Annotated in this window: 20 protein-coding genes; 9 read left to right on the top strand and 11 right to left on the bottom strand. The window is 37.0% G+C overall.

From position 1 onward, the window contains the following. Nucleotides 1–327: 327 nt before the first annotated feature. The 3 genes from ACQKNZ_RS16415 to ACQKNZ_RS16405 form a co-directional block, all read right to left on the bottom strand. A complete protein-coding gene (locus ACQKNZ_RS16415; protein ID WP_427660738.1) occupies nt 328–2,685 on the bottom strand; it encodes a penicillin acylase family protein in 2,358 nt (785 codons plus the stop codon). Nucleotides 2,686–2,842: 157 nt separating this feature from the next. After that, nucleotides 2,843–3,760: a UDP-N-acetylmuramate dehydrogenase gene (gene murB / locus ACQKNZ_RS16410; RefSeq protein ID WP_151112449.1), complete on the bottom strand. Its 918-nt coding sequence runs from the start codon at nt 3,758–3,760 to the stop codon at nt 2,843–2,845. Between the two features lie 76 nt (nt 3,761–3,836). Continuing rightward, a complete protein-coding gene (locus ACQKNZ_RS16405; protein ID WP_144539527.1) occupies nt 3,837–4,142 on the bottom strand; it encodes a winged helix-turn-helix transcriptional regulator in 306 nt (101 codons plus the stop codon). Nucleotides 4,143–4,362: 220 nt separating this feature from the next. Between ACQKNZ_RS16405 and ACQKNZ_RS16400 the strand changes: the two genes are divergently transcribed. The 8 genes from ACQKNZ_RS16400 (at nt 4,363) to ACQKNZ_RS16365 (ending at nt 12,692) form a co-directional block, all read left to right on the top strand. Next, entirely contained in the window at nt 4,363–4,890 is a 528-nt protein-coding gene (locus ACQKNZ_RS16400) for a YceI family protein (protein ID WP_151112447.1), read from the top strand. 185 nt (nt 4,891–5,075) lie between these two features. Continuing rightward, nucleotides 5,076–6,263 (top strand): hypothetical protein, encoded by a 1,188-nt coding sequence (locus ACQKNZ_RS16395; RefSeq protein WP_151112445.1) that lies wholly within the window; start codon nt 5,076–5,078, stop codon nt 6,261–6,263. Between the two features lie 11 nt (nt 6,264–6,274). After that, nucleotides 6,275–7,522, top strand: coding sequence for a Zn-dependent hydrolase (locus tag ACQKNZ_RS16390; RefSeq protein WP_427660734.1), 1,248 nt, complete (start codon nt 6,275–6,277; stop codon nt 7,520–7,522). After that, nucleotides 7,503–8,675, top strand: coding sequence for an amidohydrolase (locus ACQKNZ_RS16385; RefSeq protein WP_427660732.1), 1,173 nt, complete (start codon nt 7,503–7,505; stop codon nt 8,673–8,675). The genes ACQKNZ_RS16390 and ACQKNZ_RS16385 overlap by 20 nt, the downstream gene beginning before the upstream one ends. A 140-nt stretch (nt 8,676–8,815) precedes the next feature. Next, the gene (locus tag ACQKNZ_RS16380) at nt 8,816–9,106 is read left to right on the top strand and encodes a hypothetical protein (RefSeq protein ID WP_151112440.1); all 291 of its coding nucleotides are present in this window, start codon (nt 8,816–8,818) and stop codon (nt 9,104–9,106) included. A gap of 70 nt (nt 9,107–9,176) precedes the next feature. Continuing rightward, nucleotides 9,177–10,898, top strand: a complete 1,722-nt coding sequence (locus ACQKNZ_RS16375) for an ABC transporter ATP-binding protein (protein ID WP_427660730.1) — start codon at nt 9,177–9,179, stop codon at nt 10,896–10,898. Nucleotides 10,899–11,274: 376 nt separating this feature from the next. Beyond that, the gene (locus ACQKNZ_RS16370) at nt 11,275–12,564 is read left to right on the top strand and encodes a helix-turn-helix transcriptional regulator (protein WP_144539512.1); all 1,290 of its coding nucleotides are present in this window, start codon (nt 11,275–11,277) and stop codon (nt 12,562–12,564) included. Continuing rightward, on the top strand, nt 12,561–12,692 hold the full coding sequence (locus ACQKNZ_RS16365) for a hypothetical protein (RefSeq protein ID WP_260866646.1): 132 nt from the start codon (nt 12,561–12,563) through the stop codon (nt 12,690–12,692). Before ACQKNZ_RS16370 ends, ACQKNZ_RS16365 begins: the two co-directional genes overlap by 4 nt. Nucleotides 12,693–12,746: 54 nt before the next feature. Here ACQKNZ_RS16365 and ACQKNZ_RS16360 read toward each other — a convergent pair whose 3' ends face one another. The 8 genes from ACQKNZ_RS16360 to ACQKNZ_RS16325 form a co-directional block, all read right to left on the bottom strand. Next, on the bottom strand, nt 12,747–13,061 hold the full coding sequence (locus ACQKNZ_RS16360; protein WP_144539510.1) for a DUF4288 domain-containing protein: 315 nt from the start codon (nt 13,059–13,061) through the stop codon (nt 12,747–12,749). Between the two features lie 266 nt (nt 13,062–13,327). Next, nucleotides 13,328–15,109 carry an ABC transporter ATP-binding protein gene (locus ACQKNZ_RS16355; protein WP_427660786.1) on the bottom strand — a complete coding sequence of 594 codons (1,782 nt, stop codon included), beginning with the start codon at nt 15,107–15,109 and terminating at the stop codon, nt 13,328–13,330. A 25-nt stretch (nt 15,110–15,134) separates the two neighbouring features. Continuing rightward, on the bottom strand, nt 15,135–16,877 hold the full coding sequence (locus ACQKNZ_RS16350) for an ABC transporter ATP-binding protein (protein ID WP_427660727.1): 1,743 nt from the start codon (nt 16,875–16,877) through the stop codon (nt 15,135–15,137). Further along, nucleotides 16,874–17,353 (bottom strand): PadR family transcriptional regulator, encoded by a 480-nt coding sequence (locus ACQKNZ_RS16345; RefSeq protein ID WP_340863841.1) that lies wholly within the window; start codon nt 17,351–17,353, stop codon nt 16,874–16,876. The genes ACQKNZ_RS16350 and ACQKNZ_RS16345 overlap by 4 nt, the downstream gene beginning before the upstream one ends. Before the next feature lie 148 nt (nt 17,354–17,501). Then, nucleotides 17,502–19,028 (bottom strand): FAD-dependent oxidoreductase, encoded by a 1,527-nt coding sequence (locus ACQKNZ_RS16340; protein ID WP_427660724.1) that lies wholly within the window; start codon nt 19,026–19,028, stop codon nt 17,502–17,504. A 310-nt stretch (nt 19,029–19,338) separates the two neighbouring features. Then, a complete protein-coding gene (locus tag ACQKNZ_RS16335) occupies nt 19,339–20,736 on the bottom strand; it encodes an alanine/glycine:cation symporter family protein (RefSeq protein WP_144539500.1) in 1,398 nt (465 codons plus the stop codon). A 170-nt stretch (nt 20,737–20,906) separates the two neighbouring features. After that, nucleotides 20,907–21,836 (bottom strand): manganese-dependent inorganic pyrophosphatase, encoded by a 930-nt coding sequence (locus ACQKNZ_RS16330; protein WP_144539498.1) that lies wholly within the window; start codon nt 21,834–21,836, stop codon nt 20,907–20,909. Between the two features lie 39 nt (nt 21,837–21,875). Next, nucleotides 21,876–22,325, bottom strand: a complete 450-nt coding sequence (locus ACQKNZ_RS16325) for an Rrf2 family transcriptional regulator (protein WP_144539496.1) — start codon at nt 22,323–22,325, stop codon at nt 21,876–21,878. Nucleotides 22,326–22,532: 207 nt separating this feature from the next. Between ACQKNZ_RS16325 and hmpA the strand changes: the two genes are divergently transcribed. Next, nucleotides 22,533–23,720 carry an NO-inducible flavohemoprotein gene (hmpA, locus tag ACQKNZ_RS16320; RefSeq protein ID WP_154312186.1) on the top strand — a complete coding sequence of 396 codons (1,188 nt, stop codon included), beginning with the start codon at nt 22,533–22,535 and terminating at the stop codon, nt 23,718–23,720. Nucleotides 23,721–23,831: the final 111 nt, after the last annotated feature.

Genomic DNA, 23,831 nt, shown 5'->3' with positions numbered 1-23,831 from the left:
AAAGCAACTATATTCAAATACAAATTTTAATGTAATCTAACAAATCGGGAAGAAAGTATATTTTATATAAAGCACACTTATAGATGGCTGATTTCCGCTTTAGACGAACGCTTTCCTCGGGGGGAGCGTTAAGCCATCACCGTCGCATTCGCTCCGTTTGTGATGTCTTAGCTGTCTCCCTAATCCCGCCGGAGTCGTCGCCTGCCGCTACAATCATAGGTTGTGTCTGGATGGTATGTTTCATATAAATGCAAGTGCTCTGAATATTTTTCACTAAAAAAGGAACCGAGAGAAAAATTCTCGGTTCCCTAGCTGTCTTTCAATCTTCTAATTAGCTTTTAATATCAATTCAAAACCTTCATCTATATCTCCATCAATTACCGTGGTGTGATAATTACCATCTGCCCAGTCTCTTACCTGGCTGTGATACCAATCAGATTTAACATGACCAACTTGGCCCGGGCCTACAATATGGTACGCCTCTGAAAGGTCAGACAAATCGGCAACAAACCTCCAAGAGGCACCGTGATCTACACTACCATCTTCACCATAGCCTGCAGCTTGAACGGTAATATTAGACCCTCCAATAGGCACCGGCTTAGGATTTAAGAAATAGGCAAGTATTGGAGAGGCACTTGAGATTGGGTGATCGAAGGTTAATTGGTGGAAATCTCCCCATCTCCATTTGTCTTCATTTTCACCAAAATCCTCTTCTATCTCTTTAACAGCAATCACAAATGAATCGTAGACCCATTTATCAATTCCACCATACTCTTCTAACCAAGCACTGGCTTCGTTTTGATAACCCTTTCTTAATAATTGATCAGAAATATTACCCTTGCCCGGTAACATAGCATAGACGTCCTCGGGCATTTGCCCCTCAAATAAAGTTTTTGGAAGCTGTTTCATCCATTTGTGGAAAACTAATGGGGCAGACTGATCTTTATCGTCCACTTGGTCCCAATTCTTTAATATGACTAATACATCCTTGTATTGCTCATTGCTATCTTGTTTTTCCACCGACTCTACCATCGAAGCTAAAAATTCCCTTGCATATAAGTTTTCTTGGTCCATCTGAAGGTCCATCATATCTTCTTTAGTAAGGTCATCCTTGCCCTCAAGCACTTCGGCAATTCTTTCGTAGCGATAGGATTGAGCCCAAAAATCAGTTATATGATATGGATAAGAGTCATTTACTACCTCATTATTCGCTGTTGCGATAAAACCTTTCTCCGGGTTTACAACCGAGGGTAACTCATTGTAAGGCACATATCCAGTCCATCCGAATTCATTTGAATCTCCTGGAACCGGTAGCTGTCCATCCCCTGTTTTACGTAATGGAATTCTACCATTTGCTTTATAAGCAATTGTTCCGTCCTTCGCTGCAAATACAAAGTTTTGTGCAGGGGCATGAAAATCTTCTAGTGCATTCTCAAACTCATCCCAATTAGATGACTTATTCATCTTCAATATTGCCTGTAATTCTAAAGTAGGCTCTAGCGCTGTCCACTGCATAGAGAATAGACCTGATGCTTCCTCCTCTTTGAACAGCACATCAGAGATGATTGGCCCATGCCGAGTCACTACAACCTCAAATGGCACATCCTCTTCTCCCTTTACTTTTATGTTCGTTTTCCGTATATCTGCTTTCTCCCATTTACCTTCATACATAAATTCCGTACGATTGTCAGGGTTCGGTGTTTCTATATATAAGTCCTGTACATCTGGCCCTACATTCGTAACTCCCCATGCAACCTCTTCGTTATGGCCCAATATAATACCAGGGATTCCTGCAAAAATTACTCCGCTCACATTTTGGTCTGGTGATTCTAAATGCATTTGGTACCATATGGATGGTGTGCTAAGCCCTAAATGTGGGTCATCCGCTAATAGCGGCATTCCGCTAGCAGTTTTCTCACCACTTACTACCCAGTTATTACTGCCATTAAATTCATTCGGCAGTACAGTAGTATCAAAACGGCCACTAACAGTAACTGGGTTCTTCAGATTTGCTTCAATAATAGATGGTGAATCCTCAGGATAAGTTATAAAAAGCTCTTCTGCTTTCTCTTGCTCGAACTCATTGATTGCCCAATGCCTGATTGCTAAGCTTGACCAGTTACCACCTAAGTCATAAGCCATAAACTTTCCAATTGTTAAGGAATCAACCGGAGACCATTCTCTCGGCTCATAGCCTAGTAATTTAAATTCATAACTAAGCTTGCCCTCTTTTATCGCATAATCAATGAATTCATTTACTCCTTCTGAATACCAATCCAGCACTTGCTTTGCCTCATCACTATAGCCTGCATAGGATTTTTCTGCTGCATCTCGTAGGCTAAAAGTCAAAAAGAATTTATCTGTATCCAACGCGCCTTTGCCCACTACCTCAGCAAGCTGACCACTTGCCTGTCGTCTAGCTAAATCCATTTGAAACAAACGATCTTGCGCCTGAACAAATCCTTGAGCACGATAAAGGTCTGCATCGCTCTGCGCTTTAAGATGAGGAACCCCATCCTGATCCCTTGTTACCTTCACTTCTTCATCCAACACATCTACAGCCAGCTCACCACGAATAATAGGTTTAGTGTTAGACAAAAAAACATTTAAACCAACCACCCCCACAATTACAATAGCTACTAGAATCCCAATTATCCAGAAAGCTACCTTCCAACCCTTTTTCAAATAATTACCCCCTTTATCTATCTATGACATAATTCGACGAAATGCATTTAACCCCTGCTCATCCGTTCAATTTCTTATAAAATAATCTAATGTAAGTCTCTAAATGAAAATAAAACAGGTTCTATGAATTATGTATATTCATAGAACCTGTTTTATATTATTTACTGTTCTCACCAACGATTTTAACTTCTAGTTCTAGTTCCACCCCGAAGTTGTCACGCACCGCTTTTTGAACCATTTCGATTGTATTAATATAATCTGTTGCTGTTGCATTGTTTTTGTTGACGATAAAACCTGCATGCTTGGTAGATACTTCTGCTCCACCAAACCCTTTACCCTGCATCCCGCTATCTTGAATTAGCTTACCTGCAAAATATCCTGGTGGTCGTTTGAAGACACTTCCTGCAGAAGGATACTCTAATGGTTGTTTAGATTCGCGTTGAAAGGTTAAATCAGCGATTTTTGCATTTACTTCCTCTGGATTTCCTTGTTTCAGCTCAAATTCCGCCGATAACACATAGTAGCCCTCTTTCGTAATGATGCTTTTACGATACTCTAACTCCAGCTCATCTTTTGAAAGAATAAGTTTTTCTCCACTAGGTGTAAGAACGGTACATTGCAAGATTATATCCTTGATTTCTCCGCCATAAGCTCCAGCATTCATAGCCATTGCTCCACCAACTGTTCCCGGAATACCGCACGCAAATTCTAATCCTGCTAATGATTCCTTCGCAGCTGCTTTAGAAACATCAATAATAGCAGCACCACTTTCAGCATATACATGATTAGCTTCAATAATGATTTTATTCAGCTTTTCTAAGGAAAGAACAATGCCACGTACTCCCCCATCTCTTACAACCATATTAGAACCATTGCCTAACAATAACAGAGGAATTTTATTTTTATGAGTGTAATCAACTATGAAAGCTGCTTCATCCTCATTTTCAGGTGTAACAAATAAGTCAGCCATGCCACCCATACGTGTCATCGTGTGTACATGAAGTGATTCATCTATTTTTACATTATTTGGGTCTAGCTTTGTAATTAAGTCTTGGTACCATACTTGTTTGTTCAAAAAAGACAATCCTTTCTTCTTTAACCTGTCACCTTACATAGTATGCGTTTTCCTATATAAATTTTCAAGTTTATTATTATAACCAATCCTTGGACCAATTTTCAATCCCAGTTATAACATTTTTAAGGGCCATTCCTTTGTCAGTTAGGTTATATTCTACTCGAACTGGCACCTCAGAAAAAAGAGTTCTCTGAACAATACCTTCTCTCTCAAGCTCTTTTAATCGTTCAGACAACAAACGTCCACTAATAGGAAGAGAAGACTCTATTTCATTAAATCTTTTAGAGCCATCTAATAATTGATAAATAATTAAAGTTGTCCATCTTTTACCTAACAACTCCATAGCCTTGGAAAGTCGCGGACACAATGATAATTCTTTCATATAATTCACCTCTATCACTACGCATTATACGCCTTTTCATATTTTTTGTAAAACCAAAGTAATTAAATTACTTGACGTAATCATATTATTAAATTATAGTTACTTACATAAAGTAACTTGCAGCAAGTTGCTCACGACTCTCAAATATAAAATATTTGAGTCCACATCCATCTTTTAAAATGATGGAGCCATAAAAATAGATTTATAGGAGGAAATGAAAATGACAAAATTTAACTTGGACGCAGCACATTCTAGTATCGATTTTTCTGTAAAACACATGATGGTTTCTAAGGTAAAAGGAAGCTTTACTAACTTCACTGCTGATTTAGAAGGAACTGCTGAAGACTTAACAGGTGCAGAAATTAATTTTAATATTGACGTTAATTCCATTAATACTAATCATGAGGATCGTGATAATCATTTACGATCAGAAGATTTCTTCGATGCTGAAAAGTATCCAAATATTAAATTTGTAGCAACAGATATTAAAACTACTGACGTAGGCGAATACGATGTAACAGGTGACATTACGATTAAAGACGTAACTAAGCCAGTTACATTCGAGGTTGAGTATGGTGGTAAAGGCAAAAATCCTTGGGGGCAAGAAGTAGTTGCTTTCTCGGCAGAGACTAAGATAAACCGCAAAGACTTTGGCTTAGTTTGGAACCAAGCACTTGAAACAGGCGGCGTATTAGTTGGAGAAGATATTAAAATTACAGTAGAGTTAGAACTGAATCCTGCTGAATAAAAAAATTTATGAAAAAAGGGCATTCCATAAGAAATGGAAATGCCTTTTTTTATATTTCTCAATGAAAACACTTACATAATTTTATTAATAAATTAATTATTCTGAAATATATTATATACTTTATTCCGATAAAGTTTTATGTTAATGTATTGATTATTCTTTATTGTCAGAAAGGACGGAAAATTATGCCGCAAATGCTTGCTTTAGTTATAGTTATTGCTATTTTATTTATTGGAGAATTGGTCTCCACTCGAACAAAGGCCTGGATCCCCTCTGTTTTTGTTTCAGCCGTCCTTTTCATCATTGGCTATTGGACCTTTTTCCCTAAGGAAATCGTATCTATAGCAGGAGTACCACCTGTAGTTGCAACTATGATGATTTACCTGCTAATCACTAATATGGGAACACTTCTTTCTCTTCAACAGCTAAAGGAACAATGGAAAACTATTTTAATATCATTAGCTGGTATTTTAGGTATAATTGTCGCTCTATTCACGATTGGAATTCTATTGTTTGATTTTGAAACTGTTGTGGTAGCTATCCCTCCATTAGTTGGTGGCGTTGTATCTGCATTAATCATGTCAGAAGGTGCGGCAAATGCAGGACTTACAACTTTGTCTGTATTTGCAATCGTTATCTACGTTATGCAGGGATTTGCAGGGTATCCCCTCACCTCAATTGTTCTCAAAAAAGAAGGAAAGGATCTACTTAACAAGTTCCGTCAAGGAAAATTAACAATTGCTGGGCAACTAGAAAATTCAACTGAGGATTCAAAAGAAGAACTTAAAATGTTTAAAAATTTACCTACCAAATACAATTCAGATTACTTCAAGCTATTTAGATTAGCGTTTGTCGGGTTCCTTGCATATGGAGTTTCTACTCTTTTAAATCCTATTGTAGAAATTAGTCCCTTTGTTCTCTGCTTATTATTTGGCATTATTGCTGGAAGTGTCGGATTCTTAGAACGTAACGTACTTCAAAAGGCAAATAGCTTTGGTATTTGTATTCTTGTTTTAATGCTATTTGTTTTCGATGCTTTAAAAAATGCTACACCTTCCATGATCATGGAAATTCTTTATCCTTTGGTGGGGACAATCGTTCTAGGTGTAATTGGAATGTACATATTCTCCTTTATCATCGGGAAAATTTTAAAGGTAAGCAAAAACATGGCATTTGCTGTTTCTTTAACTGCTTTATACGGTTTCCCTGCTGATTACATCATTACAAATGAAGTTATAAAGGCTTTAACAGAGGACGAGAAGGAAAGGGAAGTTTTAACTAGTCACATGCTTCCTCCAATGCTAGTAGGAGGATTCATCAGTGTAACTGTTGTATCTGTTATTCTAGCTGGTATTTTCGTAGGATTTTTATAAGGAGTGATAGAATGATAGCCAATCAGCAAAGAATTGAACAGCATATTAACCTATTAAGTGAGTATACAGCAACTCCTGGAGCTGGATTGACTAGACTTACATATTCAAAGGATGACTTAGATGCTAGAAACTATATTAAAGATAAAATGAAAGAATATAACCTCTCTGTATCGGAGGATGGCTTAGGTAACATATTTGGTAAATTAGTAGGCTCTAACCCTGAAGCCCCCTCTGTTTTAGTTGGCTCTCATTTCGACTCCGTGCCAAACGGAGGGGCTTATGACGGAGCTGCTGGTGTAATAGTAGGATTAGAGGTCGCAGCTCTTTATCAGGAACAGCAAATCCAACCAGTTAACTCGCTTGAGATTATTGCCATGGTTGAGGAGGAAGGAACTCGCTATGGTGGAGGATTAATGGGCTCGAGGGGAATGATGGGATTATTGTCAGAGGAAGATTTTCAAGCCCTCGTTGATAAAGACGGTATTTCTATAAAAGAAGCTATGACTAGTATTGGCTTGGATTGTACAAAGGAAAAATACCGTGACCCAAAATCAATTAAAGCCTTCTTGGAACTACATATTGAGCAAGGCCCTATTCTGGAGGAAAAAAATATATCCATTGGAGTAGTTGATGCAGTCGTGGGGCTGACCCAGCTAGAAGTCACTGTCCAAGGCATGGCCGGCCATGCAGGTACTACCCCTATGGACAGAAGGGCAGATGCATTAGTAATAGCAGCCGAAATAATATCAACATTTCCAAAGCTAGCTGAGGAAATTGGACATGGAACAGTTATTACAACAGGTCAGCTAGAAGTTTTCCCTAACGGTTCCAATGTGATTCCAAACAAAGTGATTTTTTCAGTAGACATTCGTTCTGGAGATGAAAAAAATGTTCAGTACTCGATTAGTAAAGTGAGGCAACTGATTGAATCTAAGACCACCCCAACCATACGAACTACTATAGAGCAGTTGCTTTATACTACTCCAAAAATGATGGACAAAAATATTGGTACTATTTTAACTGAAACCTGCGAGAAACTAGACATTCCCTATTGTCATATCAACAGTGGTGCAGGACATGATGCTATGATTTTCTCCGATTACACAGCTTGTGGAATGATTTTCATCCCTAGCAGAGATGGATTAAGCCATTGCCAAGAGGAATGGTCCGATGTAAACGATCTTGCTAAAGGGGCAACTATTTTATATGAAACAGCATTACGACTAACGGAGGGACAGCATGATAAACAATCAAATTAAAGAATCTATAAAAAACAATAGTGAGGAACTAGTCCAATTACGCAGAACATTGCATAGTGAGCCTGAATTGTCTTTTGAAGAGTTTAAAACGACGGAATTTATTTGTGATTATTTAGAAAAACTAGGAATCTCCTATCGAAAAACCAATCCGACTGGTGTTATAGCAGAGATTAAAGGAAATCCCGCTGGAAAGACAGTGGCTCTTCGAGGTGACATGGATGCATTATCCATCCAGCAGCTAAATGATGTCCCTTACGCTTCTAAGACAGATGGAAAAATGCATGCTTGTGGACACGATGCTCATACGTCCATGCTATTAATCGCTGCCAAGGCTTTATCAGAGGTGAAGGATCAGCTGCCAGGAAATGTTCGGTTATTTTTTCAACCTGCCGAAGAGGTCGCTCAGGGTGCTAAAGCTATGGTAGCACAGGGTGCTATGGAAGGCGTGGACAATGTTTTCGGTATACATATCTGGTCACAAATGCCGACGAACAAAGTATCCTGCACACCTGGCCCTTCGTTTGCAGCAGCAGATCTTTTCACAGTTAAATTTAAAGGACGCGGTGGACATGGGGCGATACCTGAGGCATGTATTGATGCTGCTCTTGTAGCTTCTTCCTTTGTGATGAATGTTCAGACAGTCGTATCGCGGACAATCGACCCGCAAAGCCCGGCAGTACTAACAATTGGAAAGATGGTGGTTGGTACGAGGTTCAATGTAATTGCAGAAAATGCAGAGATTGAGGGAACTGTTCGTACCTTCCATCCCGAAACTCGTGATTTTATTGAAAAATCCCTTACCCAGTATGCTGAAAACGTGGCGGCTATTTACGGAGCGACAGCAGAGGTAGAATACACACGTGGAACTGATGCGGTAGATAACGAGGAAGAAAGCGCAAAACTTGTTCAACAGGTTGCGGCTGAAGCATTTGGCCCTGATTCAGTCTATAACGAAAAGCCTACTATGGGCGGAGAGGATTTCTCAGCATTTTTAACTAAGGCACCTGGAAGCTTTGCCCTTGTAGGAAGTGGAAATCCAGAAAAGGATACAGAATGGGCCCACCACCACGGAAACTTTAATATCGATGAGGATGCACTTGCAACAGGAGCAGAGCTTTATGCTCAATACGCTTGGGCCTACCTAAATAAATAGAAAATCTTGAAAAGCTATTCTAATGGTCGATACACACCTAATAGAATAGCTTTTCCTTTTTTTGAAATTACTTTACTAATTGGAAACTATTTTCTTTATTTTTCGTATATACTAGGGAAAAAGAAATAGGAGGAAATAACATGGAAGACTTTTTTGGACTTTTTATTGGATTCGTTGCTGTAGTGATGGTTTTTTCAATCCCTTTAACCGCAATTTGGACAACCCATTTACGCAAAATGCAATCTATGAAATCTAAAGTAATCAAGGACGAAATTGAATTAGAAAAATTAAGATATGACAATTTCCTATTAGAAACGGAAAAAATGCGATTAGAATTGCAAAACAAACAAGCTAGTCTATTAGAAATGTCTGCAGATCCGCTAGTTGTAGAACTACAAAAGAGACCTAAAGCAGAGACTAAGGCATTATAAGTATCGTGCAACTCACTGTTTGCACGATTTTTTTCTTTAAAAATTTACAAAGAAGAAAGGAGTGTTTAGGATGTCCTCATCCACTAAAAACTTTTTTCAATTACTGAAGAGTTTAAAATGGCCAATCAAAATGGCTATTTTAGCAATAGTCCTTTCCTTATTGAGCACTGTCATTAGTCTAGTTGTACCTTTAGTAACTAAAACCTTGGTTGATTCTTTGACCTCTGCTTCCTTCAACTGGACACTTATTCTCATATTATTGGGTGTATTTATATTGCAGGCGGTATTCGGAGGGTTCTCCTATTATCTCTTAGCTTACATTGGTGAGTTTGTAGTTGCTGATTTAAGAAGGAAACTGTGGAGTAAGGTTCTCCATCTACCCGTCCCCTATTATGATCGCCATGAAAGCGGCGAGACAATGAGTCGTATCACACAGGACACGACCACATTAAAATCATTGGTTACCGACCATTTAGTAAATTTTGTGTCAGGCATAATAACGATAATTGGTTCAGTTATTATTTTATTTTTCATCGATTGGAAAATGACACTGATTATGCTGATTAGCGTACCATTAAGCATGGCAATTATGATTCCTCTTGGCTCCAAGATGCATAAGGTAGCTAAGGCTACTCAAAAAGAAATGGCCTCTTTTTCTGGATTGCTTGGCAGAGTACTTTCTGAGATAAGACTCGTCAAATCATATCGTGCAGAACGTACCGAAACAACTAGTGGCGGAGAAGCCATTCATAGCTTATATCGATTCGGTTTAAAGGAAGCAAAAATCCAGGCATTCATATCCCCTTTAATGACACTTATAATGATGGGAATTTTAGTAGTCATATTAGGCTATGGAGGCTTACAGGTCTCTAATGGCAATCTCTCCGCTGGAGATCTTGTTGCTATTATCTTCTATCTTGTCCAAATTATATTTCCTTTTGCTCAAATGGCCACTTTCTTTACCTCCTTTCAGAAGGCGGTTGGAGCAACAGAACGTATTCAAGAGATATTTAAGATGGACAGTGAGCCTATTGAACAAGAGGCAAACAAACCATTGGAGGATGGTGTTATAACATTCCTAGATGTTCATTTTTCGTATGGAGAAGACAAAAAAGTCATTAACGGAGTTTCGTTTGAAGCTAAACCAGGTACAGTTACCGCCTTTGTAGGTCCAAGTGGTGGAGGTAAAACAACTATATTTTCTTTACTTGAAAGGTTTTATGAGCCAAACGATGGTGTTATCTATTTTAACAACTCTCCTATCCAAGAACTTTCTTTAAGAGATTGGCGTACGAAGATGGCTTACGTATCACAGGAGAGTCCTTTAATGAGTGGAACGATTTTGTCCAATATGACTTATGGAATGACCGATATTCCCTCCATGGAAAAAATTAAAGCTGCAGCAGAATCGGCAAATGCCTCTTCCTTTATCGAAGAGTTACCAGACAAATACGATACATTGGTAGGCGAACGAGGTATGAAGCTTTCAGGTGGACAAAGACAACGAATTGCTATTGCGAGAGCCCTTTTACATGATCCTAAGATACTACTGTTGGATGAGGCTACCTCAAACTTAGATAGTGGATCAGAAACTTTTGTTCAAGAAGCTTTAGAACGGCTGATGAAAGGTCGCACCACTCTAATCATCGCTCACCGTTTAGCTACTATTATCCATGCAGATCAAATATTCTTCTTAGAACAAGGGAAAATTACAGGCAAAGGTACACACGAGGAATTAATAAATCACCATGAATTGTATAGAGAATTTACTCAAGGGCAAGGGTTGTCTTGATAATCATATAAACACATTATTCACCATCAGTAATATTTTTAGTAGATTGTGAATAAGATTACTTAACCCTCAAAATTCACCTAAAAAAACACAATCACAATGTAAATATTTTACTTTGAAGTTTCTAAACTACTATCTTAGTCAATAAACACTGTAGTAAAATTAATTCAATTTAAATCCAATTAATAACAAAATTTAAAAGAAACATAACTATTTTAAGAAAGTGAACGAAGAAAACCTCACTTTTTTGACCTATTTCGCTGTTCACTTTCATAATAATTCAATTCTATACTTTTTTCAGTTTTTTTATGCTATCTTTATTATAGTATCTGATTTTGTTTCCTATTAAGATCCTACTCGAGGGGGGTTGAATTAGGTGAATATAGGGCAGCTAATCAAATTAGAACGCCAAAGACAAAATATGAAGCAGGAGTATTTAGCTTCAGGTATTTGCGTTCCTTCTTACTTAAGTAGAATAGAAAATGGGTTAGTTATCCCTAGTGAGGATATACAGCAACACTTATTAAAACGATTAAACGTGCCTTTAGATGCATTAAATAATGATGGTGATGAAGCAAAATTATCGTACTTCAAATCACTTTTTAAATCAGTCATAAACTCTCGAGATAAACAAAAAGCAAAAAGTCTATATCAAGATGTCCATATTTACATAGAGGAACATCCATTTGAACCTAATAGACTTACTCTTCTAGTAATGGAAACAAGACTGATGCTTATGCTACCTGAGTACTCAAGTGAGGTTCAATCTAATGTTTCAATACTTGAGGAATTTAAAAAGGAAATGAATACGGAGCAGCTATTCTATCTTTCAACTATTCAAGGAATTCTGGCCTATTTAAACAATAATTTCCGAGAATCTTCCGAGATATTTACTCAAATTTTCACCTTAATAAAGAGTTATCGGATGGAAGACTGGGAAATGGCAGAATTATATTATATATCAAGCCTATCTTTTCTTTCAGAAGCAAGATTTATAATATCAATTGACTATGTAAAAGCTGCACTTTCGTATTTTAACCAAGAAATACTAATTGAAAGATCAATAGAATGTTTGATTATTCTTGGAATAGCTCAAAAAAGTACTGGTGTACTCCATGAAGCCGTTACTACTTTTGAAAAAGCAAAAGAGATTAGTTCTAAATTAGAATCTTCAAAGTTTAACAGGAAAATTGAGCATAATTTAGGGGCAAGTCATTCGTTATTAAAAAATCATGATCAAGCTTTGATTCACTTTCAAAACAGTTTAAATGAAAGTTCAAATTCGGAAGATAACCTGATAACTATAGTGAATATCTTAAAGGAGTATCATAAGATATCGGACTCCCAAAATGCAATAACATGGCTTAGAAAAGGGTACGATTTGTTAGAGCATTTACCAGATAAAAATCGAGACTTTTTCGCTAATCATTTAGCAGTGTACCAGGCTGTTTTGCTGGACAATAGTGATTTTTTAAATATATTCAAAAACGCTTTAAAGTATTTTGAGTCAAAACAAGAATATAAGTATTGCTCTGTTTATTCATTCGTCTTAGCCAAAAAGCTAGCAGAATACAAACAGTATAAGCAGGCTACTATATATTACGATTTAGGTTTTAATTATCACCTAAAACAATTAAAAATTACTAGCTGGGAGGAATTAGTGTGAAGAAATTATTAGTTGTTGTACTTTGTGCATTAGGATTGTTATTAGTTACAGTAGAAAAAGAGGCTAACATCGCATTGGAAGTTAAACCAGAAATCACTTCAATCAAACCCGGATTTAAGGCACTATAATATAACTTAAAGGACCCCAGTTCTCTGAACTGGGGTCCTTTTTTGATAATCTATTCAATATGTTCTATCTAATTGTACCGCTTCGTCTAAAATAATATGGTGGCTGTAGACTTCCGCAAATTCTAATGATTCTTCGATTTTATCAACCATTTCGAAAACATCAAGAATCATCACTAATTTTATTACTGTCTTTTCTCCAAAGGCATTGGTATAAGTGACGTCTTTAAAATGTTCCTTTACTAAACGATCTACATCTTCGAATCGAGGTGCTCGAACGATGTTTATCGTTTCTTCAAATGTTTTATTAGGCATAGATTCAGGCGAGGAAATATGTTCAAATAATAGTTTGACTGAAAACGTTCTCTCCATTTTTTTCACCTCTATTCCTTTTTTTTCTTATCTTAATTATTGTATATTTTTATGTTAAAAGCCATATCTTTAAGTTGTGAAAGTACCTTCTGAAAATAGCACTTAAACGTGAAAAATTATCACTACTTTCATACTAATATTCTTTTATTTTTTTATATAATTCGACTTATATTTTACTTTACCACCCTAAAGTTGCTAGTACTAAATTACTTTTATTTTAAAAAAGTCCCCTGAGGCCATTGACAATCCCCAGAGAACTTTTCCTTTTATATATTAAATTGACTTTCATATAGCTCAAAATAAAAGCCTTTTTTCAGCAATAATTCCTGGTGAGTCCCTGATTCAATAAGCTCACCTTGATGAATTACTAAGATTCTGTCTGCATTTTCAATTGTTTTTAGCCTATGCGCAATGACAAAGCTAGTTCGTCCTTCTGATAATCTATTTAGTCCACGTTGTATTTCAATCTCTGTTTTCGTATCTATACTAGAAGTAGCCTCATCTAATATTAGTATATCGGAATCAGCCAAAATCACTCGAGCGATAGCCAGTAGCTGTCTTTGGCCTTGGCTTAAGCTCGATCCACCTGATGTAATGAGTGTTTCATACTGATCCGGCAAATGCTTGATAAACCCATGTGCTGATGCTAGCTTAGCAGCCTCAACTACTTCGTCATCTGAAGCATCTAATCGCCCATATCGGATATTCTCCATAATCGTACCTGAAAACAAGAATGTATCCTGAAGCACAATCCCGATTTTTTCACGTAGCTTGTTAACTTTATAGTCTTGTATATCAATTCCATCTATCTCAATTTTTCCAGAATCAATATCGTAAAAGCGCATTAGTAAATTTATAATGGTTGTTTTACCAGAACCAGTCGGACCAACTAGCGCAATCTTCTCTCCTGCTTTTGCTTGGAAGCTAATGTTCCTTAAGATAGATTCTCCCTTTTCATAGGAGAAATTCACATGAGAAAATTCTACAGTACCCTTCAATGATTCTATTTCTATGGCATTTGTCTTATCCACCATATCTGGGGATTCATCCATGATCTCAAATACCCTCTCTGCCCCAGCAATTGCGGATTGAAAAGTATTTAGTAAGTTAGATAATTGGTTAATCGGACGGAAGAACTGTCGGGAATAGGTAACAAAAGCTGCAATGATCCCAACGGTAGCCATTTCCTGAACAGTCATAAGCGCACCAACCCCAATAATAAGGGCCAACCCAAGATTATTTATAAAGTTATTAATAGGCCCAAGAAAACCTGATACTGTATCCGCAGCCATTGCTGATCCTCTCAAACGCTCATTCACTACGGAAAATTTATTAAATGTATTTTCTTCTTGACCAAACAGGGTAATTACCTCATTACCTGAAATTGACTCCTCGATGAAACCATTTAACTCTCCTAAATCACGCTGTCTCTTAATGAAGTTACTACTGCTATATTTTATTATTTTCTTCGTTGTAAATATGATCAGCGGTATGATTAGTAGTGCTACTATAGCTAATAACCAGTTCAAAGCAAACATAGCAATCGTAACGCCTGCTACCATCAGAAAAGAGGAAAATATTTGAATAACGCTTTGACTCAATGCATTATTAAGACTCTCTATATCATTCGTGACTCGACTCATGAGATCTCCATGTGTCCGTTTATCAAAAAAGCGCAATGATAACGTTTGGAACTTGTTAAACAAATCTTGTCGAAGTGTTTGAATAGTTTTTAGCGATACACGTACCATTAAAAATGTTTGGAGCCATGTGAAAACGGAAGAAGCAATGTATACTATTCCTAAAAATATTAAGAATCGAATAGTGCCATCTAAATCCTTTGGAATAATATAATCATCGATAATTACCCCTATCAAATATGGGGCCAGCAAATTCAGCAAGGTCGAAATAATGACAAGGCCACTGGCTGCTATCAATGCTATTTTTTGCTTTTCCATATAGCGCCATATTCGTTTGATCGTACCCTTGCTATCCTTTGCTTTAACAACTGGTCCTCCGAATCCTCTCGGCCCTCTCGCTCGGCCCATGGCATTTGGTGGTGGAGTAGATGCTTTATTCATCTGATAGAACCCCCTTCCCACTTTGTGTCTCATAAATATCTCTATACACCTGGCTCGTTTGAAGAAGCTCTTCATGCGTACCAGCTGCTTCAATCATTCCATCATCTATCACTAGTATTTGGTCGGCATCCATAATGGAAGATACCTTTGAAGAAATGATAAAAACTGTTGTTTCTCCATAGTGATCTCTTAACGTTTTTTGAATAGCAGCTTCCGATAATGCATCTACAGCTGAAGTTGAATCATCAAAAACAAGTATTTTAGGATGGCGGATGAATGCTCGAGCCATAGAAAGACGCTGTTTTTGCCCACCAGATAGATTGGTTGCACCCTGCATGAGTTCATGATTGAATCCTTTATCCAATCTCTCGATAAACTCATATGCTGCCGCTGAACGAGCAGCTAACTCCATTTCATCTGGATTTGCATTTTCTTTCCCATAGCTTAAATTTTCCTCAATCGTACCAGAGAACAAGGTTGCTTTTTGAGGAATAAAACCTATTAAAGTTCGCAATTCCTCCAGCGAGTAATCCTTTAAATCTTTTCCACTTATTCGAATGGTACCCGTGTCTGGATCATATAACCGGGATATAAGTTTTACTAATGTAGACTTACCACTTCCTGTTGAACCAATAATACCGATTGTATCTCCAGCGCCAGCATAGAAGGAAATGTTTTTTAAGACATACTCTCCATTTTTACTATAGCTAAAGTTAACTTGGTCAAATTCTACCGAACCCTTTATGTCGCTAGTATGTATTGGATTTACTGGTTCTTGAATATCTACTACCGTTTCTAACACTTGTTGAATACGATTAGCAGAAGTAAAGGAACGGGTGATTTGCATTAATACATGGCTACTAGATATAAGGCCATTCATAATAATGTTAAGGTAATTGATAAAAGCAAGTATGACCCCAACCTGCATAGTCCCTTCATCGACTTTTATAGCACCCATCCACATACCAAAAACGACCCCAACATTAACTACAAATAACATTACGGGCATAAGGGATAGAATGACTTGTTCCGCCGCCATGTTTCTTTTTGTTAAAGTGTCATTAACATCCTTAAAGGAATCCATTTCATAATTCTTCCGATTGAATGCCTTAATTACTCGAATTCCAGAGAAGGTCTCCTGCAGCTTAGTATTCACCTTATCCATAGCTTTTTGGACCTTTACGAAGAGCTTTCCAGTTTTAGAAGAAAAGAAATAAATGAATGCCATCAAAATAGGAATGGTTACAAGTAAGACCGGGAATAACTCTCTTGCTGTGACCCATACGATAATAACGGAGCCTATGAACAAAAGTGGGCCCCTTACAAATACGCGAAGTGTCATCATTAAAGCTTGTTGGACAGAAGTGACATCATTTGTCACAATCGTGATTAACTTTCCTGCCCCATATGTGTCAGTATTTCTGCTAGAAAACTGCTGTGTTTTTCGAAAAACATCTCTTCGAATATCTGCAGCAAAATTGACTGCAGCCTTAGAGCTATAAACCGTACACCCAGCTCCACCTATTAAACCTACAAATGCAGTGACGAGCATCAATAATCCCATCTGGATAACATAAGCATTGTCACTCTGTGCAATCCCGTTATCAATGATATGCTGCATAATTGTAGGTTGAAGTAAGTCCATTGCCACTTCTATACACATTAGGAGAGGGGCTAATATGGCAAAAAGAGTATATGGCTTTAAATATTGAAGTAGCTTTTGTAGAGACTTCATGTTTCCTCTCCTTTCTTTTGTATTTCTTTTTGTAATTGTTTTGTCGTATCTTGAATAAATTCAATAAGCCTGGAAGTACTATCTTTATCCTTCCTTGAGGCTTTAATCGCCTTTCTTAGTTCATTTTCCCATTGATCGATCACTTCTTTTAGTTGGGTTGCTTCCTCTGAATTTTGCCATTCCCATCTAGCCTTCCAGTCTTCCCAAAAATCACTCTTTTTTTTATTGGAATGTTCGGTTAGGCGAGTTCTGCCTCTGACCCCTAGAGAATATATCTTCTTACCTGTATCAGGTAGTAACTCAATCATTTCCTGCTCCATCAACTCCTGTAATGCAGGATAGACTGTTCCGGCACTTGCCGAATAAAAGCCACCAGAGCGATATTCTAATTCCTTCATTATTTGATATCCATGCTTCGGCTCTTCATCAAGCAAATGAAGGATAGCCAGCTGCACGAAACCTCTTCTCCTTTTCATATCATTCACACCCTTCATGTATATCGATAATTTTAATCGATATACTTTAGGAAGACAATAGGTGAAAGTTAAAAAGACAAAAAAAGCCGAGAAAGTATGGTTCCTCTTTCTCGACTTTTAAGCTAGTTTCCGACGCTCTTAGAAACAGCTAATTTAATTTTTCTAATGGTTCAAACGCAGGTCCCTCTAACACTTCACCCTTGTAATTAAAACGGGAACCATGACATGGACAATCCCACGAGCTTTCTGCATTGTTAAAAGCTACATCACATCCCATGTGTGTACATACAGGCTTTACTAAATACACTTCTCCATCCTGGTCCTTGTAGGCTCCTACCTTTTTCCCGTCTACTTTTACAATATCTCCTGTGCCTTCTTTTAAATCCTCTAGCTGAAGATCTACTTTTTCTGTCTTGCCTTTAACAAACTCCTTCGCTACACTAGCGTTGGCTTTTGTAAATTTAGTAATATCTTCTTTTTTCATTTTAGATCTTGTAGGTGAAAAAAATTCTGAGAACCCATTTTCTTTCGATAATACGTTATCTACCATAATTTTAGCGGCGACTATACTATTAGTCATTCCCCATTTGCGATATCCTGTTGCAACTAATACATTTGGCTTGCTTGAAGTCATTGCACCTATATATGGAACCTTGTCTAATGACTCCAAATCCTGTGCAGACCATCGATAATTGTACTGTTCAAAATTAAATTTTTCACGTCCGAAAGCTGCTAATGCCTCATAGTTCGCAGTGGTGTCTCCCTCATTTCTACCGGTTACGTGACCTTCACCTCCTAAAAGAATATATCTTCTACCGTCAGAACCAAGCGTAGAGCGTATCGATCTAGTTGGTTGTTCTACGTTAATGTACATCCCTTTTGGAAACTTTTTATCGGCAGGAGCAGCTACTACGTAGGATCTATTTGATTCTAAACGTGTAAAATACAAACCGTTTTCATCATTAAAAGGAAAGTGACTGCAAACGAGAATTTTTTTCGCCTTAATCTTGTGACCATCAACCGTTTCTACTACATTTTCTAAATTAAGGTCTTTGGCTCGTGTCTCCTCAAAAAAATGAACACCATTCTCGATAGAAAAGTCCGCTAATGCCTTTGCAAACTTTACTGGATGAAATTGCCCTTGATTTTCTAGTTTGAGGGCTTCCTTTACTTCATAAGGAAGCTCTGTTTCTTTTGTTAATGAAGCAGGACCAATCCCTATCTTCTGATAGGCATCCATTTCTTTTCTTACAATTTCTACCCCTTTTTCGGTATCCGCATATATGTAAGCAGGTACTTTTTCATAATCACATTTAATATTTAAATCGGAAACAGTTTGTTCTATGAAATTAAGTGCCTCATTTTGTGCAGTATAATATAGTCGTGCTTTCTCAACATCAAAAGTATCAATAAGCTGTTGATAAACATGTCCATGCTGGGTTGTTACCTTAGCGGTAGTAAAACCTGTTGTACCATTTAAAATTTTACTTCCCTCAATAACAGCTACTGATTTTCCACTCTTGCTTAATAGATATGCTGCTGTTATTCCTGTTAAACCTGCTCCCACAATCAGCACATCAACTTCTATATTTTCATTTAGTTTTGGAAAAAACGGAAGATCATTGGTAGATAGCCAATAGGACTCTGAGTTCCCTGGTAAAATTGTTTTTGTCATCATTTTTCCTCCTTTTTACTAGTTTCTATCTATTCTGCAAACTTTATTCAACTAAAACGAATATAAAATGGAAAGAGATATTTATTTAGTTGTTTTTTATACTGCTTGTAGGTCTTTTACGTTCTCATTTTGGTCAATGCTAGATAAAGGTACATTAATTCTCTTAAACTTTTTGTACCCGCACATACTAGAACAAAACTTGTCGTTAAGCATTTATAGTTGATAAGGAATGTAGAATGTTACTTGCTACTTCACTAGCTTGTACGATACAAAAAAGCCTGCTTCCCTTAAGGAAAAGCAGGCTTATTCTTTATCTATCTTCCTCTTCCCAGCATTCTGTGTTTTTCAGACCTGGAATTGTTTTTGCATAAAATGTTGGATCCTGTCCTTTTTTTCGTTGCCTTGTAAAGTCATCCAATACTTTAAAGGCTACTTTACCTAAAAGTATAATGACTACTATATTCATCGTGGCCATTAAACCCATAAATAAATCTGCTAGGGTCCAAACAAGCTGAACGTGTGCAAGGGAGCCGAACATTACCATTCCTAATACAAGAAAACGATAGGCAGTAAGCCAGCCCTTGCCAGCATTCATAAATTCTATATTAGTTTCTCCGTAGTAATAGTTCCCCATAACAGAGCTATAGGCAAAGAAAATAATTGCTATGGCCACAAAATAAGGAGCCCATTCACCTACATGAACTGCCAAGGAATTTTGAGTCAGGATGACACCATCATCCTCCCCAGTACTATAGAGCCCAGCTAAAATGATAATAAATGCGGTTGCTGAACAGATAATAATGGTATCAAAGAATACCCCTAAACTTTGAACAAGCCCTTGTTTTGCCGGATGAGATACACTTGCTGTCGCTGCAGCATTTGGTACACTACCCATACCTGCTTCATTCGAAAATAATCCTCGTCTAACCCCTTGCATGATTGCAGCACCGATTGTTCCTCCTACTGCTTCCTCTAGGCCAAACGCATGTGTAATAATTAGTTTGAATACTGCTGGAATTTCTGAAATATTAGTAATAACTACAAAAAGTGTTATAGCCAAATAGAATACTGCCATTACAGGTACCACTATTTGGGTGACACTGACAATTCTATGTACTCCGCCAAAAATTATAATTGCTGTTAGTAACACTAATACTATCCCGATAATGTATGGAGGAATGTTAAATACATCCCCTACTGAAGCAGCTATTGTATTAGACTGCACTGCATTAAATATGAAGCCAAAACACAAGATTAATAGAATACTAAAAACTATTCCAAGTTTACGACTACCTAATGCCTTTTCAATATAATAAGCAGGACCACCTCGGAAGCTATCTCCATCCCTTACCTTATATACTTGCGCTAAAGTACTTTCTATAAAAGCTGTAGCCATTCCTATAATAGCTATGACCCACATCCAAAAAACAGCCCCAGGTCCTCCTATACCAATTGCTAAAGCTACCCCGGTAATATTACCAGTACCTACGCGGGATGCTGTGCTAATTGTAAATGCCTGAAAGGGAGAAACTCCACTTTTATCTTCTTTTTTTTCTGTGATTAAGCGAAACATCTCACCAAATAAACGAAATTGCACAAACCTCGTACTAATTGTAAAATACAACCCTGCTCCAATGAGCAAAGCAATTAATATATAAGTCCATAACACATTGTTTAATCCATCCACAATGTTTTCAATCCAACCCATATTTCTTACCTCCAATTTTTATACTCTATGGTATATACCCTATTCGAACTATAAATAACAATTATCCTTCGATTAATTTATTTTCTTCCTTAAATGATTTGTTACCTAGAAGAAAATAATTATAAAAAAAACTTCCTAGTAAATTTACTAGGAAGTTTTTATATTTTAATTTATTCAGCTAAAGCCTCTGTTAACGCTGGTACTACTTGCTTCTTACGAGATACCACGCCTTTTAAAAGCGCAACATTATTAACAAATGTTACATTAAATGCAGTCTCTGCTTTTAGCGCCATTTTACCTAAAGCTAAAGCAACAGAGTCGTTATTTAATATGTCTGTTACAACGAAGAAGAAGAGGTCTAATTCTTTTTCTTGAATTTCAAGGTTAATTAATTCCTCTAATTGTCCCTGACGTCCCATCACATCATTTACATCGACAGCGTTCACTTGAGCAATGATTACTTTATGCTCTCCCATACTAAATTCTTTTGCATCCAGGGAAAGTAGGTCTTCTAGGCTCTTATCGCTAAGGTCAGCCCCTGCTTTTAGCATAGCTAGTCCATACTCCTCAACGTTTACTCCTGCCATTTTTTCTAGCTCGCGTGCAGCTGTAATATCTTCTTCTGTGCATGTTGGTGATTTAAATAATAATGTGTCCGAAACGATAGCTGATAACATCAATCCTGCAATATTAGATGGAATATCGACACCTTTTTCTTTAAATATTTTATTGATTATCGTAGCTGTACACCCTACTGGCTCTGCACGATAATATAAAGGATCTGCCGTTTCAAAATTAGCAATACGATGATGATCAATAACCTCTGTAATTTGAACTTCTTCTATTCCAATAGCACTTTGCTGTTTTTCATTGTGATCTACTAGAATTACTTTTGTTGCTTCAGTTTCTACATTTTTTATCAATCGTGGAGCTTCAAATCCAAACTTTTCAAGCGCATATTTAGTTTCGTTATTTAATTCACCTAAACGAACTGCCTCTGCCTCTACCCCAATAGCATTCTTTAAATAAGCGTATACAATCGCAGAAGTAATTGTGTCTGTATCTGGATTTTGATGTCCAAAAACTAATACTTTTTCCATAAGTAATCCTCCTAAAAATCTATTTCCGAACTTATTTTATCATATATCTTGTCTATCATTAAAAAGTAAATTTGCTAATACATCCTTGTTATTGAGAAAGTCCGCTAATGTATATTCATCTAGTACCATTAGATACGCCTTGAGGGCTCTATTTAGTGCTCTACGTAACCCGCAAGCTGGAGTAATCACACACCGGTTTGCCTGACAGTCAAAGCATTCTACTAGATGGAAATCATCCTCCGTCTTCCTTACAACTTGTCCTATATTAATATCCTCTGGCCTCATAGCCAAACGGATACCTCCACCTCTGCCACGAATCGTTTCGATATATCCAAGTTTTCCTAAGTCATAGGTCACTTTCATTAAATGGTTTTTAGAAATACCATATGCTTCTGAAATATCTTTAATAGTTGAAAGTTCCCCTTTGTCTTTAGCTCCTAAATAGATCAATACTCTAAGGGAAAAGTCTGTATACATTGTCATTCTCATACTAACACCGCCATTCATTCCATTATACCTACTATGACAAACTCGTGAAAGAAATGTGACTGTTTATTTACAAAAAATAAAAGAAGTATTTTAGATATTGCTTTTGATTTTTAAGAGGAGTATGGTGAACTTATAAAAACAAAGCGCTAATATTTCAATTGATTAAACATTGATAGCGCTAAAAACTAAAAGGATGTGCAAACGCATATGTTATCACAAAAAACTATTGATATAGTCAAATCTACCGTTCCAGTCCTAGAAGTTCACGGAGTAGCAATTACTACTACATTCTATCGAAATCTTTTTGAAGCCCATCCAGAGCTATTAAATATTTTCAACCACGCAAACCAAGAAAAAGGTCGTCAGCAAAATGCTCTAGCTAATACTGTTTATGCTGCAGCTGTTCACATTGATAACTTAGCTGCCATTATCCCAGTAGTTAAACAAATTGGGCAAAAGCATGTCAGCCTAGGGATTAAGCCTGAACACTATCCAATTGTCGGGCAATATTTATTGGAAGCGATTAAAGAAGTTTTAGGTGATGCGGCTACTGATGAAATTATTAACGCATGGGCTGAAGCATATGGAGTTATAGCTGATGCTTTTATAGGAATTGAAGAAGAAATGTACGTAGCAGCCGAAACTCAAGAAGGAGGCTGGAGATTTTTTAAAGACTTTATCATTATAGATAAAGTAAAGGAAAGCAATAACATTACATCATTCTACTTACAGCCTGCAGATGGGTCTGTCTTACCTTCATATGAGCCTGGTCAGTATATTACAGTTCGTGTAAATATCCCAGGCGAACAATATTTGTTAAACAGACAATATAGTCTGTCCCAAGCCGCTGACTTGAAATCATTCCGAATTTCAGTAAAAAAAGATGATGAAAACAATCCCGAAGGTAAAGTATCAGTACATCTGCATCAAAATTTAAATATCGGAGATAAGGTAGAGGTAAGCGCTCCTGCTGGGGAGTTTACACTTAGTAAAGAAAGAACCACTCCAGTTACTTTCATCAGCGGAGGTGTTGGAATCACACCTATGATGAGTATGCTTGAAACAGTTACGAAAAGTCAGCCAGAACGTGCAGTTTCCTTTATCTATAGTGCTCGTACGAAAAATTTACATCCCTTTGACCAAGATATTCGCTCTTTAATGGAATCTTTGGAAAATGGCACTTATAAAACTCTCTATTCAGAAGAAGGAGATGGATATATAACGAAAGAAATCATTCAAGAGTATGCGCATCTAGATGGAGATGTGTATGTATGTGGTCCTGTCGGTTTTATGGAAGCGATGATTAATCATTTACTCGATATTGGCTTAGCAAAAGATAATATTCACTATGAGTTCTTTGGACCTGCGCTAAATTTAAATTTAAAAGAAGTTTAATAAAACCAATATGAAAAGGTGCTACTCCCTAGTGAAGTAGCACCTTTTTTAGGTATTATTTTACCAATTAACATGCTTTTAGATATATGCTTAGTCAAAAAGGAGTGCTAT

The sequence above is a fragment of the Psychrobacillus sp. NPDC093200 genome, assembly GCF_050280345.1.
In the GTDB taxonomy this organism is placed as follows: Bacteria; Bacillota; Bacilli; order Bacillales_A; family Planococcaceae; genus Psychrobacillus; species Psychrobacillus faecigallinarum.
The sequence above is the reverse complement of the archived record's forward strand: the minus strand, read 5'-3'. Positions and strand labels throughout refer to the sequence as shown.